The organism is Prochlorococcus marinus str. MIT 9201, assembly GCF_000759955.1.
In the GTDB taxonomy this organism is placed as follows: Bacteria; Cyanobacteriota; Cyanobacteriia; order PCC-6307; family Cyanobiaceae; genus Prochlorococcus_A; species Prochlorococcus_A marinus_G.
The window spans coordinates 42763-57845 of record NZ_JNAL01000012.1 but is presented as its reverse complement, the minus strand read 5'-3'; the positions used below and the strand labels follow the sequence as shown (position 1 = coordinate 57845).

The window sequence follows — 15083 nt, the reverse complement described above, 5'->3', positions numbered from 1 at the left end:
AGCTAAATTAACTTTATTTAATAGATTTAGTTTTGAGAACTAAAGAAAAAGATTTAATTACATATAAAGATGGAAATCTTTATTGTGAGCTTGCTGATGTTTGGATCGACCCAAGGAATCCAGTAAGTAGAGCATTGGTAACTCATGCTCATTTTGATCACTTTACATTCGGATGTGAAGAGTACATCTCTACTTACGAGACTGCAATACTTCTTAAAGAGAGAGTTGGAGAAAATATAAATATTAAGACTTTTGATTATGGTGAAAACTTCAAAATAAATGGTATCAATATTTCTTTTCATCCATCTGGCCACATCCTTGGGTCGAGTCAAATAAGATTTATCTTTGCTGAAGAAAAATGGCTGATTTCAGGAGACTTTAAAATTCAAAAAGATGAGACTTGTAGACACTATGAAATAGTAAAAACTGATTATTTAATAAGCGAATGTACTTTTGGTTTACCAATATTCAAATGGGATGAAACAAATAAAATAGCTAATAATATTTCAAACTGGATAACTAATTCCCCCGAGAAAACTTCTTTACTTTTCTGCTATTCACTAGGGAAAGCTCAGAGATTATTGAACGAAATTAGTCAAACAAATTTTAAAGGCAATATTTATACCCATAGTAGTATTAATAAAATAAACAATTGTTATAAAAAACTTGGAATTGATATTAATGAAACTATTAAAATCGAAAATAAAAAAGAGATTGATAAACTCAAGGGAAATTTAATATTATTACCTCCATCTTTAAGTAAGGGTTCTTATCTAAAAAATTTCAAAAATATTCAAACAGCTTTTGCGAGTGGATGGATGTCAATAAGAGCTTTAAGAAAAAGATCAGGGTATGATAAAGGATTCGCAATCTCTGATCATGCAGATTGGGATGGAATATTGGAAGTAGTAAAAAAATCTGAAGCAAAAAACGTATTTTTTCATCATGGTGACAGTGAATCTATAAGTAAATATTTGATTGAGAAGGAATCAATAAATGTTCTTTTTTTTCAAGGAATAATATGAGCTTAAAAAATTTTTCAAAATTATTTACAGATCTAGATTCAATTAATAGTACAAATAATAAAATTGAAGTTTTAAAAAATTATTTTTTATCAAATAAACCTATAGATAACTCATGGGCAATATATTTATTAACTGGGAAAAGTAACAAGAGATTTGTTAGTGGAAGATATTTAAAAAATCTTTTTTCTCAAGTATATGAATACCCTCAATGGTTAATTGATACATGTTATTTAAAAGTTGGTGATTCAGCTGAGGTTATTACTTTATTACTCAAAAACAAAAATTATTCTAGAAATAAAAAAATATCAAATATAACTCTCAATAAATTATTAAGTAAAACATTACCTGATTTATCAAAACTTAATGAATATGAGAAGAATTTAGAAATTAAAAAAATTTGGGAAACATTGCCAGAAGATGACCATCTAATTTTCAACAAAATTCTTACAGGCACCTTTAGAGTAGGAGTCTCTATTGGATTAATAACAAAATCAATTGCAAAACTAATTAATGTTGATGAAGAGATAATTTCTCATAGATTAATGGGAGATTTTAAACCTTCAGTTGATTCATATGAATTTTTAATTAATAAGAAGATAAAACTTGAAGAATTAAATTCCAAACCATTCCCATTTCTTTTAGCAAATACCTTTGAAGATAGAATTATTAAAAATTCCATAAATGATTTCCAGTTTGAATGGAAATACGATGGTATCAGAATTCAATTAGTTAAAAGATCAGGGAATATTTCGTTATGGACAAGAGGTCAAGAATTAGTAAATGAATCATTCCCAGAATTAGTGGATAAAATGTCAAATATAAAAGATGATTTTGTTCTTGATGGGGAATTATTAGTTTGGGATTTTCAAGAGCAAATTGCATTGAATTTTTCTTTTCTTCAAAAAAGAATAAATAGAAAATCTCCCACCAGATCAATACAAATAAAATATCCAATAATTTTCATTGCTTATGACCTTTTAGAGATTAAAGGAAGGGATATAAGAGAAATTAAATTAGAAAATAGAAGAATTGAGTTAGAAAAGTATTTTTCAACATGGCAAAATCAACCTAAAAATAATATCTCTGATGTTTTCAAAATATGTGATTTAATCTATCCTAAAGATTGGTCAGATGCTCAAAGTTATAAAGAAAAATCTCGAGAAAATAATACTGAAGGATTAGTAATTAAGAACAAGAGATCCATATATACTTCTGGAAGAAAAAAAGGTATTTGGTGGAAATATAAAGTTGACCCTATGCAACTAGATGCGGTTTTGATTTATGCTAAGGGAGGAAGCGGGAAAAGAGCTGGTCTTTATACAGACTATAGTTTTGCATTATGGAAAGACAAAGAATTAATTAAATTTGCTAGTGCTTATTCTGGTCTAACGAATAATGAAATTAAAGAGCTTGATAAATGGATAAGGAAAAATACAATAGAAAAATTTGGTCCTGTGCGATCATTAAAACCAGAAATGGTATTCGAAATATCTTTCGAAAAGATACAAATTTCAAAACGACATAAATCAGGCATAGCAGTAAGATTTCCAAGAATAACAAAATGGAGAAAAGATAAAAAAATTACCGATGCTAATAGTCTAGAAAATGCTTATGAATTAATGAAAAAAATATAATGAAAAATATTACGCAAACTAATTCAATTTCTAAAATTGAAGATTTTTTTTACAAGAATGGCTGGGACCCATTACCATTTCAGATTGAATCATGGGAAGCATTTTTGAATGGGGAAAATGGAATAATTCAAGTCCCAACTGGATGTGGCAAAACTTATGCAGCAATAATGGGTCCTTTATCAAAGATAGAAAATCCCAAAAATAATATTAGTGTAAATATTTTATTAATAACTCCTTTAAAAGCCTTAAGTAGGGATTTAAAGAATTCAATACAACTAGCAGCTTTACATTTTAATAAAAATATTACTGTTGAAATCAGGAATGGAGATACTTCTCCATATGAAAAGAAAAAGCAATTAAAGAAACCACCTAATATTCTTATTACCACTCCAGAGTCTCTTAGTCTTTTACTTTCTAATAAAGAATCTAATAATATTTTTAGAGAATTATCATCAATAATTATTGACGAATGGCATGAATTAATGGGCAGTAAAAGAGGTAACCAATGCGAATTATCTTTAAGCTGGATAAGAGGGAATATAAAAAATTTACAAATTTGGGCAATGTCGGCCACTATAGGAAATATTGAAGAAGCGGCAAGAGCGATAGTAGGAATGAGGGGTAATAAACCCAAAATAATAAATACAAATATTCAAAAAGAAATTGAAATTATAAGTGTTTTACCAGAGGAGAAAACAACTTTTCCATGGAGTGGGCATTTAGGAATTAGAAGTCATTCTTCACTTTTAAAAATCTTGGATAAAAATAAAAGTACCTTATTATTTACCAATACAAGAAATCAATCTGAGAGATGGTATCAATGTCTCAGATTTTTTGTGCCTGAGATGGAAGAGAGAATAGCCATTCATCATGGTTCCCTTGATAAGGAAGATAGAAGAAGAGTTGAAGAAGGGGTTAAAGACGGATTAATAAAATGGGTAGTCTGTACCAGTTCATTAGACCTAGGCGTTGACTTTCAACCTGTAGATCAAATCGTTCAAATTGGTAGTGCAAAAAATTTAGCTAGGCTTATTCAAAGAGCAGGAAGAAGTGCTCATAGACCAGGAGGAAAATCAAAAATAATTTTTATGCCTACTAATTCTTTAGAGTTATTAGAGATTAGTGCAATGAGAAGAATAATAAAAAGCGGTATATCTGAAAAAATTAAACTTCCTGAATTATCATATGATGTGCTCCTTCAACATCTTGTAAGCCTAGCCTGCGGAAATGGCTTTGATCCAGATATTGAAAAAGAAAGGATAAAAAATTGTTGGAGTTATAGAAACTTAAAAGATCAAGAATGGAATTGGTGTATAGACTTTTTAGAATATGGTGGGAAATGTCTCAAGGCATATCCAAAATATAAAAAGATTGTCAAAGAAGAATCACAAAATAAAAGTGAAAACTTTAAATATTTTGTAAAAGACAAATCATTAATAAGAATGCATAAGTTTAATATTGGCACTATAACAAGCGACAAATTTGTAATTGTTAAATATATGAAGGGTAAATCACTAGGGAATTTGGAAGAGAATTTTGCCTCAAAATTAAATCCAGGCGATACCTTTTACTTTGCTGGGAAAATGCTCCAATTTATAAGAATGAGAGACATGATCTTATACGTTAAAAAATCATCAAAAAAAAGTTCCCTAATCCCTTCCTGGGTTGGTGGTCAAATGGCAATTTCTGATCTTCTTTGTGAAAGCTTGAGAAAAGAAATAGATATATGCAATAAATTAGAAAAATATGATTACTTGAATCCTGAGCTAAATTCATTACTCCCAATATTAAAGAAACAAAAGGTTTTTTCCAATATTCCAAAGAAAGATGAATTCCTTATAGAAATTTATAAAACTAGGGATTTCTCAAATCTTTTTGTTTTTACCCTTGATGGCAAATTTGTAAATGAAGGAATTGGATTTTTATGGGCTTTAAGATTTACAAAATTAAAACAATCCACATTTAGTATTACTGCTAATGATTTTGGATTCAGCTTAACTACTTCAGAAGATTATGATTTTTCCATAATAAAAAAAGAAGCTAATTACTTTTTGGATAACCAAAAACTAGAAGAAGATCTTGAAAATGCAATTAATTTTTCAGAATTAACAAAACGAAGATTTAAAAATATTGCACAAATAAGTGGACTAGTAAATCAAAATAGCCCCACAAAAACAAAAACCTCCTCTCAACTGCAGATAAGCTCAAGTCTTTTTTACGATGTATTTACCAAATACGAAGAAGATCATCTTTTAATACAGCAATCGCATCAAGAAGTAAAAGAATATCAATTAGAAAATAAGAGAATATCGAGATCTCTAGAAAGATTAAAAAACTTAAAGATGATTATAAACGAGATTAAAACTCCAACTCCTTTTGCTTTCCCTTTATTAGTTGAGAGACTTAAAAATACTCTAAGTAATGAACCAATAGAAAAAAGAGTAGAAAAACTTATAAAAAAATATAGTGATTAAATGAAAAAAAGTTCTTTTAAATATTACTGGGAAGATACTTTATTAGAAATGCTGCCTTCAAGAGCATTATTTTTACCCGAAACAAAAGAACTTTTAATTTGCGATATTCATCTTGGGAAAGCTGATTATTTTCAGCAAAATGGTATTCCCCTGACAAATAATTCAGATGAAAATAATTTCGCAAGAATTAAAAAAATTGTAAAACAATATAGTCCTGAAAAATTAATAATTTTAGGAGATTTGTTCCATAGTAAATATTCCATAGGAAAAACTCTTCAAAAAAAAGTTGAAGATCTTCCTGGACTTCTAAAAACAAATGTGGAACTTGTTCTGGGAAATCATGATGTTGGTTGTGATATTAAAAATATAAAAATTTTTGATATTAAGAGAACTAAAAATATTACTTATAGCCATGAGTCTGTAAATTTATCAGATAAAGAAACTTTGAATATTTGTGGACATTATCATCCAAAATTATATTTAAAAAATAATGGAGATAAATTATCTCTTAGATGTTTTGCAATGGATACAAACAAAAATATTTTATATTTGCCTGCATTTGGAGATTTAACAGGCGGATATCCTTGTAAACAGTCTTTTAAAAAATGGGCAATTGTTACTGGAGAAAAAATTATCGAAATAAAAAATTAATCAGAAAATCAAACTAACTGAATTTCATTTCCGTTTAACTATACAAATTTATACATAAAAGTCTCGTTTAATATATTTATCAATTAATTTTAAGGAAGTTATTTTTCCTTAATAAGTAAGAATAAATAATTCAAAACACACTTATATCTAATGCCCCTTTCTTTAGTTCACGATCCACGTTATAAAAAAAATAAACACATTTTATAGAAATGAAAAAATTAATAACATTTATTTTATTCCCATTTCTTTTTATTCCATTGAACACCAAAGCAAATGAGAATTTTTCTGTTGAGATAGAGGCTCTTACACTTGTGATGGAGCAATATAAAGAAGATAATGATTCTAAAATTGAACTAGATGATAATAACAAAACGCCTAGTTACATGGCTCTTAAACAAGACGAATGCAATGCCACAGTTGAAGTAACTGAAAAGACAGGATTAGAGGTTGTAAATACTGAATATTTCGATGTAAATGTCTGCTTGAAGGAAATCAATAAAGTAATCAACTAAATAAGCAGGTTATAAAAATATATTAAAAACAAACAAATTAAAGGGGTCTTTTACTTAAAGAAGGTAAGACCCCGAGACCTAACAGAAAACTTTGGAACGGGTTCTGCATACCTAATTAATAACTAAGAGGGAATTTTAGAGGTGTAATTAAAAGTACAAAAACTAAAATTATTTTTTAAATAATTATTTCTTCTTTGATAAAGTTTGTGATTCTTCCCTGGACATTAAAGCTTCTATTTGAGCAAGAACTTTCTGAAGTTCATCCGTTTTTGTAAGAGATGCTTCAGCTACTTCTCTCAATTTTTCTAACTGTTCTTTTGTTTTATCCATGATAAATAAATTAGAAATTAACCACCTTTAAAAATGGTTTAATACAGATTTTTCACTCCCACACAAATTCATATTCTCTCTTTTTTTGACAAAGTCAAATAAATTTCCATTTATTAATGTTTTATGTGGACTTCCAATTAATTGTTTATTTATTATTGGAATCATAGGATTACCCTTTAATAAAATTATTTTTAAATTATGAAGTAAATACCGGCAAACCTACTGTTGCGGTAGTTATCAGAGCACCTGCAAAAATTAAGAAAGGTAGAAAAGGATAGTTTTTCAAAGATAAACTTACTAATTTGAAATAACTATATAGGTATTTATACTGTTTGTCTACCCCTGAAGAGTTTTAAGGTAAATATTTTTCTTAAAAAGGTAAAAATCAAACATTAACCAAATTTGCCCGATATATATTCCTGAGTAGTTTTTTCTTTTGGAGAGTTAAAAATTTTCTTTGTCGAACTAAATTCTGCAAGGTAACCAACCTTTCCGCTATCACCATCTTCATACTCAATTGCATTAAAAAATGCAGTCATATCACTAACTCTTAAAGCCTGCTGCATATTATGAGTAACTATTATTATTGTGTAATTCTTCTTAAGTTCATGCATGGTCTCTTCTATTTTTAAAGTAGAGATTGGATCTAAGGCTGAGCATGGCTCATCCATGAGAATTATTTCAGGTTCAATTGCGATGGTTCTTGCTATACATAGTCTTTGTTGTTGTCCGCCAGATAAAGAGTAACCACTGTCATTTAGTTTATCCTTACATTCGTCCCACAAGGCAGCTTTTCTAAGTGAACTTTCCACTAATTCATCCATATCTCCCGCAAAGCCATTAATTCTTGCACCAAATGCGATATTTTCGTAAATAGATTTTGGAAAAGGATTAGGTTGTTGAAAAACCATCCCAATTCTTCTTCTTACTTCAATTGGATCTACTCTTTTGTCGTAAATATTAGTGCCATCAAAGAGGACAGTGCCTTTTAACGAACAATTAGGAATTAAATCGTTCATTCTGTTTAAAGATCTAAGAACAGTTGATTTACCACAACCTGAAGGTCCAATAAGAGAGGTTATATTTCCTTTTTTAAAGTTACAAAAAACATTTCTTACTGCTTCAAAAGTTCCATAGCTAATAGATACGTTCTCAAGAGATAAAATGATATTCTTTTGTGTTTTTTTATTAGTTTTGATCATTTATACTCTCTTAGTTTTCTCAGTAAAAGCGGCTAATATCCTTGAAAATATATTTACTGATAGTATCGATAAAACAAGAATAAAGGAAGCTGCCCAGGCTAATTTATTCTGTGCATCATAAGGTTCTAGAGCAAAGTTATATATCAATACAGCCAAAGAACCCATCTCATAAAACAAGTCTCCAAAGCCTGTTATGTAGTAGTAAGAGAATAAAGCTGTAAATATCAAAGGTGCTGTTTCACCTGCAGCTCTTGCGATTCCAAGTACAATTCCAGTAGCAATAGACCTAAAGGCAGAGGGCAAAGTAACTTTCAATATGGTGGTATACATACTTGCTCCAACACCAAGAGAGGCATATCTCAATTCATTTGGCACTAACTTTAAACCTTCATCAGTCGTCTTAATCACTGTAGGCAACATCAATATTGAGAGCGCCATTCCTCCAGCCAAACCACTGTACATACTTCCAAATAGGATCTTTGTAGAAACTATTAAGGCATAAATAAATACACCTGCAATTATTGAAGGAACTCCAGCTAAAACATTTACCCCAAATCTTATAAACCTAGAAAAAGCACCCCCTTTAGAATATTCCGCTAAATATATTCCACCGCCAACACCTACTGGTATGGCAATAATTGAAGCAATGGTAGTAATTATTAATGTCCCGATCAATGCAGGATTAATACCTCCTGCATCTAAATCATCTCCAGGAGGATTTGGTTCTAAAGTAAATAGTTCTGGTGTAATTTGAGATCCACCTTTTATAAGAATATAAGTCACCAGAAAAATCAAAGGCAGTATTGCTATCAGTGCACAAATTACTGATAAAGAAGTAAAGAATTTATCTCCTATATTTCTTGATAATCTTTTCTGGTAATAAAGTGAATTCATAATTATCTAATATTTGAGACTAAATTTCTTAACTAGCCATTGAGCAAAGATATTGACCACTAAAGATAGGATCATCAATACAAAAGCGGCATAAAATAGCGATGAAACCTGACTTCCATCAGCTTCACCAAACTGGTTTGCAAGCATGGAAGAAATGGTATATCCAGGAGATAATAGAGACCAACTAAATGCATTGGAATTACCAATAATCATTGTCACAGCCATTGTTTCTCCCATTGCCCTGCCTAAAGCCAATAAAACACCTGCCATAATTCCTGATAAAGCTGCTGGCAAGATTACTGAAAATATTGTTTTCCATCTACTTGCTCCAATTCCATAGGCTGCATTTCTTAACTTTTTAGGAACTTGATTAAGAGAATCTCTAGCTATAGATGTCACTATTGGCAAAAGCATAACTACTAAAATCAATATTGCTAACAAAGAATTCCTGCTTGTAGGTTCTGTACTGAATAAAGGTATCCAACCAAAGAAATTATGTAAAAAGACAAAAAAGGCTCTAAAAAAAGGTTCCATTACAAATATTGCCCAAAGTCCCAATACAACTGATGGTATAGCCGCTAGTAATTCAACAAAGGAGCCTATTATTTCTCTAACAACTTTAGGCACAAAGTCTTCGGTAATAAATATTGCAGTTCCAACTCCCAAAGGGATAGTTATTAATAACGAAAGAAATGAGGTTACCAAAGTCCCATATATTGCGGTAAAAGCTCCGTATTCATCTTTTACTGGATTCCATTCAGAGGTTACTAAAAACTTCAAGCCATACCTTGAAAATGATTCAAATGACTGAAAAAAGACTACTAAAATAATTCCTAAAAGTATTATTGCTACGAAACTAGACAAGACTAGGGCAGTATTCTTGAAGATAATATCTATATTTTTTTCGATACCGAATCTTTTACGATTCTTGAAAAGAGTTAATTTCTCTTCCATTAAAAAAAGAATATCTCTATAAATCTACTACTAAATGCTGTAAAAGACTTTAAGAGGGGTTAAAGGTATATGAAAGTCATGATAATTTGAAATGTAGTGAAAAATTTATCTACCTATTTTTTTAATAGCTGATCTTGATTTCTTAAGGATATCTCCTTTAAGTGGAACAAATCCTAGAGCAGGAGCTTTACCTTGATATTCATCGCTGAGCAATTTATAGAATGTATCTTGAATTGCCTTAGTATTTCTTCCATTACCTGTTTCATAAGCAAGTATCCAAGTCAAGGTTGCTATTGGATAAGCTCCTTTAGCAGTAGGATTCGGATTTTTACCAGCCAAGTTTTCATCAAGATTTATCCCATTTAAAGCTATTGCACCTGATTCAGTATTGGGGGTAACAAATTCACCAGAAAGATTTTGTAAAGCTGCAGCCTTAACATTACCTTTAATGTATGACTGGTTTACATAACCAATTGCACCTGGAGTATTTTGAATAACACCTGCAACTCCAGAATTACCTTTAGCACCAACACCTGCCGGCCATTTAACAGATTTACCAGTACCTAAATTCCAGGTTTTAGAGAAAGCCTCCATAGAATTTGTGAAAGCTTTAGTTGTACCTGATCCATCAGAACGATGAGTCCAAGTCAATTTCCCTGATTTACAACCTAAATCTTTCCAATTTTTTATCATTCCCATTGCTACTTGAACAGCTTGTTCTTGTGTTAGTTTCAAGTCGCAATCGTAGTTATATCCAAACGCAATTGTTCCACCTACCATCGGTATTTGAACAAGTCCTCTAGTAACTTTTTTTATATCAGCTTCTTTCATTGGATCGTCAGAGGCTCCAAAATTAACAGTTTCATCTATGAAAGCTTTTCTTCCAGAACCAGAACCAATGGCTTGATAATTAACTCTAGGGCCTCCAGATTTAGCCAAGTCAAAAAACCACCTGGTATAAATTTTAGAAGGAAATGATGCACCAGCTCCACTTAATCTTTTTGAAGCCATCGCAGATGGAGAAAATATTAATGAAATGGCAGAAGAGAAAATGAGGGTTTTTTTGAAAATGCTCACTATGTAACAAGAACTAAGTTTATTAAATACAAGGATAATTTACAGCCCTTAAGAAATTTAAAAATTGAAAGATTTATGAATCAAATTATTTTGTTATGTCTATTTTAATAGCTCAACTGCCACAACAAGATTTCCTAAAAGTCCGTTCAAAATATTTAATTGTTCTTTGCTACCAAATGCTATTAATACCTGACCTGGTTGAAGGATGAAATTACCTCCAGGATTAGTAAACAACTTTTCATTTTCTTTAATGGCTAATATTTTAGCCCCACTCTTTTTGCCTATTCCTAGTTCAGAGAGTGATCTTTTCTCTGCAGTTTCAAAAAGACTAATATCATTACTTAATTCAAATTCTTCAATCTCACATTCACTACCTGCGAGAAGATCTAGAAAGTCAATCGCGATTGGTCTTAAAGCCATTGACGCCATTGCTCTGCCTGCCGCGATATAAGGGCTTACAACTATACTTGCACCAGCTAATCTCAACTTACTTGCGGCCTCTTCAGTTCCTGCTCTTGCAATTACTCTGATAGAGCTTCTTATACCTTTAGCACTTAAAACCACATATAAATTAGCAGCATCGTTGGGTAAGGTAACGACCAAACTTTTGCATTTTTCTAATCCTGCCAGTTTTAAAGTCTCATCAAGAGTGGCATCAGCACAAAGTACTTCTAGACCATTTTCTTCTGCAATCTTTTTTCTATCTTCATCACTTTCAACGACGATAATAGGAATATTTTGTGTTTTTATCTGGTTAGATATTTCCTGACCTACTCTTCCATATCCGCACAAAATTACATGATTTTCCATTTTTCTAAGAAGTCTTTTAAAACGTAATTCGTTTACTCTTTGAAAATAGCCGGATTCGAATAATCTAACAGCTTTTTGAAAGGTAAATTGAATAAAGATCAATCCGCCAACGATTACTAAAACAGTTACGATCCTGCCTTCAGGGCTTAAAGGTTGAACTTCTCCAAAACCAATAGTGGTTATTGTGATCAGAACCATCCATAGGCAATCACTCCATTCCCATCCTTCTGTTATTCGATAGCCAATTGCACCTAAAAAAAACAGAAAGAATAAAGAATAAATAAGACCAAACCAAGGTCTTAAATAGTCTTTAATAAAATAGAACTCAAATAATCTAAGCTTCATATCCCTTATTATCGTTAACTATTCAAAAATTTCAAAAAAATTTTCTATTATGTTCCTAAAACTATTTATTTGTTTAAGTGAAATACATATTGAGCAGGATAATAATATTTATTTTCGTAGCTCTATGCGTTAAACAAATGATTACTGTCTCAGGTATTATTTAATAATTCATTAAAAATTAATTCAAGGTTTTACTTGTACTGATTCAATAAGAAAATCAGAAGCTGCTTTTAACCAATCAGCAACAGTAAGACGAAGGTCCGGTTGAGAATATACAAGTGCGACAATAATTCCAACTAAGATTATCTTTACCATGGCAATTCACATATTCTTATGAATTAAAGCACACCTATTTAGTAAAAAGAACCTTAAATTTATAAAAAACAGATTAATTAAAATTTCTCTAATTGATTAAACAAGTGTTCCACTCTTCTTAGATTAACGCCTAAATCTGATTGACCTAATCTTGCTGCAGATCTTATTTGAATGATTCCTTTAGATCTATCTACATAACTTCTAACATCAAGCTTTAAAATTTCAAGATCATCAGGGAATCTAAAAATCAAGCTTCTACAAACACCTCTCCAATAATTCCTTCCACTTTCAATAACTTCTGTCCTAGGTAACCCTTCTGCCAAAGAAACAAGTTGAATGAACTTTTGATCAACATTTATTAGTTTCTTTTCTATTAAGACACTATTTAATGGATTAGTTATTGGAGCAAGACCTTGAATGGAGGAAACCATATTTTTAAAAACGATATAGATGTTCTAACCGATTTCATACACAAAGTGAGAGGGAAAAAGTAAAGAATTCTCCCATAAATTTGATCTCTTTATAAAGATTCCTTATTTTGTGATCAAAATTCTAAAATTTGAGATTTTTAATTGTTTTTTTTGATAGAGATGGTTGTCTACCTTTTTTACTAGTTAGTTTCCTAACCCATATAAAAACCCCTACAAACAAAAATATTTCAACAATAATTCCAAGCTGTATAAGGCTCATTTTTTATCCTCTTTTTTCTTGTTGGTGCCTTCGATATATGGAACAAGGATATTTAATAACCATTTTTTAAATGCACTTAAAGATTTCATAATCTATTTACTTGCCTTTTCTCCACAAACTCCTCCCTTTAATGAGATCCTCAATATTTGGCCAAGCTGCTATTAATTCTTTAAGTGCTTTTCTATTAGGTGTATAAAAAACACAAGACATTGCACTTATTACATAAAGTAAGAACCACAACTTACTTTCTGAATAAGCTAAAAACAAAGAGAAAAGAAAGCTTCCAATAAAGAAAAAGAAAAATGTCCTATTTAGTATTTCTAATGGGGTTCTTTTAAGTCTGTAAAATTTAATATTTTTACTATCTTCTTCAGTACCTTTCTGAAATTTACTTTCGTACGAATTAATTATTTCTTCTTCTAGAACTTTTTCATACTCTAAATTATCAATTGGATCGCTTTGATCCTTTTTATTTATCATCGGTATCTATACAGTACAAATATGTTAACTAATTTAAGGTATTTTAAAAAGTATCAAATTTTATCTATTAAATGAAGCTATACGAACAGATCATGGTTTTGAAAGTACTTCAAGATTGTCTTATTTATAAAAGATAAATTAGTCAAAATATTCTTTTTAATTTTCCCAAATCTTTCTGTCATTTAAAACAATCACTTCTATAAACTTCATAGCATTAATTAAATTCGGAGGCAATATCTAAATCTAGAGTTAAAATAGTTTAGAGATTTTAATAATAATCTATATGCAAAGGTATTTGATTTCCTACGAATTTACTGATGGCGAGGATCAAGAAGAAGGGGCAGAAATGCTAATTAATTGGTATGAATCAGGTGGTCCCCAAAATAGACCTGAAAACTATGAGGTTCATTCTTGGATTTTTATGGTTCAAAATGGGATTGGACATTCTGTAGTGAGTGCAGATTCTCTTGAGACAATTTGGAAGCAATGGCATCCATGGAGAAGGTTAATGGATATAAGCATTCAGCCTTGTATGGATCTTGATGAGACAGTCGGATTATTCAAAAAACAAAAAATGAATACACGGATAGTCTAAAAGTATTTCTAACTTCTACATATAAATTTCTTTTTAGTAGCACCTAATACTACATACATATTTCACTGCGTTAAAAAGGATAAGATTAATTTTCCATGATGAATGATTCTTATCACATTTACTTCAAAGGAGAAATTCTTTTCAAGAATTTAAGTAAAGATGAATTTGAATTTGTTTGGGGAAAACTTTATACATCTTATATAAATGCCCTAAATAAAGAGCTAACCTACGAATTAGTTAGCGAAAGCAATATTATGGAGCCGGCCTTTAACCTTGAGCCATCTTACTAAATCAAGAACTAAATCCTAGATTATGAATAAAATAAGAAAACCCGTCTCTCTTTTATTTTGAGGTACTCTTTCTCTTCTTTAGTTATATCTAAAGCAATTTTATTTGCCTCAATTTCGACATTCAAACCATAGGCTTCAAAGTTTTCCTCTCTTTTAAATAATGCAACGATACCAATATCTGTTATAAACCAAATAAAATGATCAGTTTCTCCTATTGGCTCCTTTTTTAAAGAGTCAATAATCAAATCACAGGTTGAGTCCACTTAATTATTCTGAGAGAAATTTTAATTGCCTCCGTTGCAATACCTTACGGCCTCAGAATTTGTACCACCATCTTCAATAATTTCTGCAACACATTTATTGAAAAGTTTAGACTCTTTTTTTACTGAACAGAATCCAAAAGCGATTGCAGCTAAAGCTATTGCAGATACGAAACTAGAACCAAGTTGTATAAAACCATAAGCAAACATAATATTTTTCTTTCCAGAACATTTTTTTGAATCCTTTTTTTCTTCTGTCATTTAAAATTTAACAACTTAGTTAACCCTATTTGATTAGTTTTAGGTTTGAGAAATATTTTCATAGAGATAACCGAATTAAAGATTTTTTGACTAGCTAAGACAAAAATTAAAAATTTCAAGTTTAGATTGATTTTTCTTCACTTTAATTTTCAAATTGATACATCAAGAATAAAAACTCTTTAAATTTTTTATCAACATGAGTTCCTGGAATAGATTTTTTATCTTTTTTTTAAAAGTAATGATCCCCCAGTAATAACCTTTGATCATGATACTTTTTAAAATAC

The 15083-nt window shown here is 30.3% G+C and carries 19 protein-coding genes; 7 read left to right on the top strand and 12 right to left on the bottom strand.

Translation table 11 applies throughout. The features are described from left to right. Positions 1-32 precede the first annotated feature (32 nt). The 5 genes from EU95_RS03925 (at position 33) to EU95_RS03945 (ending at position 6296) form a co-directional block, all read left to right on the top strand. Positions 33-1025, top strand: a complete 993-nt coding sequence (locus tag EU95_RS03925) for a ligase-associated DNA damage response exonuclease (RefSeq protein ID WP_032522275.1) — start codon at positions 33-35, stop codon at positions 1023-1025. Continuing rightward, positions 1022-2659 carry an ATP-dependent DNA ligase gene (locus tag EU95_RS03930; RefSeq protein ID WP_032522273.1) on the top strand — a complete coding sequence of 546 codons (1638 nt, stop codon included), beginning with the start codon at positions 1022-1024 and terminating at the stop codon, positions 2657-2659. The genes EU95_RS03925 and EU95_RS03930 overlap by 4 nt, the downstream gene beginning before the upstream one ends. Continuing rightward, positions 2659-5133, top strand: a complete 2475-nt coding sequence (locus EU95_RS03935) for a ligase-associated DNA damage response DEXH box helicase (protein ID WP_032522272.1) — start codon at positions 2659-2661, stop codon at positions 5131-5133. The genes EU95_RS03930 and EU95_RS03935 overlap by 1 nt, the downstream gene beginning before the upstream one ends. Beyond that, positions 5134-5784 (top strand): ligase-associated DNA damage response endonuclease PdeM, encoded by a 651-nt coding sequence (pdeM, locus tag EU95_RS03940; RefSeq protein WP_032522271.1) that lies wholly within the window; start codon positions 5134-5136, stop codon positions 5782-5784. It abuts the gene before it with no gap. A 209-nt stretch (positions 5785-5993) separates the two neighbouring features. Continuing rightward, the gene (locus EU95_RS03945) at positions 5994-6296 is read left to right on the top strand and encodes a hypothetical protein (RefSeq protein ID WP_032522270.1); all 303 of its coding nucleotides are present in this window, start codon (positions 5994-5996) and stop codon (positions 6294-6296) included. A gap of 183 nt (positions 6297-6479) precedes the next feature. Here EU95_RS03945 and EU95_RS09950 read toward each other — a convergent pair whose 3' ends face one another. From EU95_RS09950 to EU95_RS03980, 10 genes are all read right to left on the bottom strand, one after another. After that, positions 6480-6626 (bottom strand): hypothetical protein, encoded by a 147-nt coding sequence (locus EU95_RS09950; protein WP_002808068.1) that lies wholly within the window; start codon positions 6624-6626, stop codon positions 6480-6482. Positions 6627-7018: 392 nt separating this feature from the next. Next, positions 7019-7828, bottom strand: a complete 810-nt coding sequence (gene pstB / locus EU95_RS03950) for a phosphate ABC transporter ATP-binding protein PstB (protein ID WP_032522268.1) — start codon at positions 7826-7828, stop codon at positions 7019-7021. After that, positions 7829-8722 carry a phosphate ABC transporter permease PstA gene (gene pstA / locus EU95_RS03955; RefSeq protein WP_032518711.1) on the bottom strand — a complete coding sequence of 298 codons (894 nt, stop codon included), beginning with the start codon at positions 8720-8722 and terminating at the stop codon, positions 7829-7831. A gap of 6 nt (positions 8723-8728) precedes the next feature. Then, positions 8729-9676 carry a phosphate ABC transporter permease subunit PstC gene (gene pstC, locus EU95_RS03960; protein ID WP_032522267.1) on the bottom strand — a complete coding sequence of 316 codons (948 nt, stop codon included), beginning with the start codon at positions 9674-9676 and terminating at the stop codon, positions 8729-8731. Between the two features lie 105 nt (positions 9677-9781). After that, the gene (gene pstS / locus EU95_RS03965) at positions 9782-10753 is read right to left on the bottom strand and encodes a phosphate ABC transporter substrate-binding protein PstS (RefSeq protein ID WP_032522266.1); all 972 of its coding nucleotides are present in this window, start codon (positions 10751-10753) and stop codon (positions 9782-9784) included. A 99-nt stretch (positions 10754-10852) separates the two neighbouring features. Beyond that, complete coding sequence (locus EU95_RS03970) at positions 10853-11908, bottom strand: potassium channel family protein (protein ID WP_011376270.1); 1056 nt, start codon at positions 11906-11908, stop codon at positions 10853-10855. A gap of 183 nt (positions 11909-12091) precedes the next feature. Continuing rightward, positions 12092-12223, bottom strand: a complete 132-nt coding sequence (locus tag EU95_RS10280; protein WP_011818220.1) for a hypothetical protein — start codon at positions 12221-12223, stop codon at positions 12092-12094. A 77-nt stretch (positions 12224-12300) separates the two neighbouring features. Continuing rightward, on the bottom strand, positions 12301-12654 hold the full coding sequence (locus tag EU95_RS03975) for a DUF1499 domain-containing protein (RefSeq protein WP_032522265.1): 354 nt from the start codon (positions 12652-12654) through the stop codon (positions 12301-12303). A gap of 121 nt (positions 12655-12775) precedes the next feature. Next, complete coding sequence (locus tag EU95_RS09945; protein ID WP_193742477.1) at positions 12776-12913, bottom strand: hypothetical protein; 138 nt, start codon at positions 12911-12913, stop codon at positions 12776-12778. Positions 12914-13009: 96 nt separating this feature from the next. Then, positions 13010-13393, bottom strand: a complete 384-nt coding sequence (locus EU95_RS03980; protein ID WP_032522264.1) for a hypothetical protein — start codon at positions 13391-13393, stop codon at positions 13010-13012. 283 nt (positions 13394-13676) lie between these two features. Here EU95_RS03980 and EU95_RS03985 point away from each other — a divergent pair, with 283 nt between their 5' ends. Together EU95_RS03985 and EU95_RS03990 are read left to right on the top strand one after the other, a co-directional pair. Continuing rightward, positions 13677-13988, top strand: coding sequence for a DUF3303 domain-containing protein (locus tag EU95_RS03985; RefSeq protein ID WP_011818215.1), 312 nt, complete (start codon positions 13677-13679; stop codon positions 13986-13988). 95 nt (positions 13989-14083) lie between these two features. Further along, entirely contained in the window at positions 14084-14278 is a 195-nt protein-coding gene (locus tag EU95_RS03990) for a hypothetical protein (RefSeq protein ID WP_032520831.1), read from the top strand. Between the two features lie 20 nt (positions 14279-14298). Here the strand turns inward: EU95_RS03990 and EU95_RS03995 are convergent, their stop codons facing one another. Both EU95_RS03995 and EU95_RS04000 read right to left on the bottom strand, forming a co-directional pair. Beyond that, positions 14299-14541 carry a hypothetical protein gene (locus EU95_RS03995; RefSeq protein ID WP_032522263.1) on the bottom strand — a complete coding sequence of 81 codons (243 nt, stop codon included), beginning with the start codon at positions 14539-14541 and terminating at the stop codon, positions 14299-14301. 21 nt (positions 14542-14562) lie between these two features. Beyond that, entirely contained in the window at positions 14563-14799 is a 237-nt protein-coding gene (locus tag EU95_RS04000) for a hypothetical protein (protein WP_025890625.1), read from the bottom strand. Positions 14800-15083 lie beyond the last annotated feature (284 nt).

Bases quoted from the DNA above. Each gene is read 5' to 3' on its own strand.
- EU95_RS03930 (WP_032522273.1), top strand. From the start codon at position 1,022: ATGAGCTTAAAAAATTTTTCAAAATTATTTACAGATCTAGATTCAATT.
- EU95_RS03935 (WP_032522272.1), top strand. From the start codon at position 2,659: ATGAAAAATATTACGCAAACTAATTCAATTTCTAAAATTGAAGATTTT.
- pdeM (WP_032522271.1), top strand. From the start codon at position 5,134: ATGAAAAAAAGTTCTTTTAAATATTACTGGGAAGATACTTTATTAGAA.
- EU95_RS03945 (WP_032522270.1), top strand. From the start codon at position 5,994: ATGAAAAAATTAATAACATTTATTTTATTCCCATTTCTTTTTATTCCA.
- EU95_RS09950 (WP_002808068.1), bottom strand. From the start codon at position 6,626: ATGGATAAAACAAAAGAACAGTTAGAAAAATTGAGAGAAGTAGCTGAA.
- pstB (WP_032522268.1), bottom strand. From the start codon at position 7,828: ATGATCAAAACTAATAAAAAAACACAAAAGAATATCATTTTATCTCTT.
- pstA (WP_032518711.1), bottom strand. From the start codon at position 8,722: ATGAATTCACTTTATTACCAGAAAAGATTATCAAGAAATATAGGAGAT.
- pstC (WP_032522267.1), bottom strand. From the start codon at position 9,676: ATGGAAGAGAAATTAACTCTTTTCAAGAATCGTAAAAGATTCGGTATC.
- EU95_RS03970 (WP_011376270.1), bottom strand. From the start codon at position 11,908: ATGAAGCTTAGATTATTTGAGTTCTATTTTATTAAAGACTATTTAAGA.
- EU95_RS10280 (WP_011818220.1), bottom strand. From the start codon at position 12,223: ATGGTAAAGATAATCTTAGTTGGAATTATTGTCGCACTTGTATATTCT.
- EU95_RS03975 (WP_032522265.1), bottom strand. From the start codon at position 12,654: ATGGTTTCCTCCATTCAAGGTCTTGCTCCAATAACTAATCCATTAAAT.
- EU95_RS09945 (WP_193742477.1), bottom strand. From the start codon at position 12,913: ATGAGCCTTATACAGCTTGGAATTATTGTTGAAATATTTTTGTTTGTA.
- EU95_RS03980 (WP_032522264.1), bottom strand. From the start codon at position 13,393: ATGATAAATAAAAAGGATCAAAGCGATCCAATTGATAATTTAGAGTAT.
- EU95_RS03985 (WP_011818215.1), top strand. From the start codon at position 13,677: ATGCAAAGGTATTTGATTTCCTACGAATTTACTGATGGCGAGGATCAA.
- EU95_RS03990 (WP_032520831.1), top strand. From the start codon at position 14,084: ATGATGAATGATTCTTATCACATTTACTTCAAAGGAGAAATTCTTTTC.
- EU95_RS04000 (WP_025890625.1), bottom strand. From the start codon at position 14,799: ATGACAGAAGAAAAAAAGGATTCAAAAAAATGTTCTGGAAAGAAAAAT.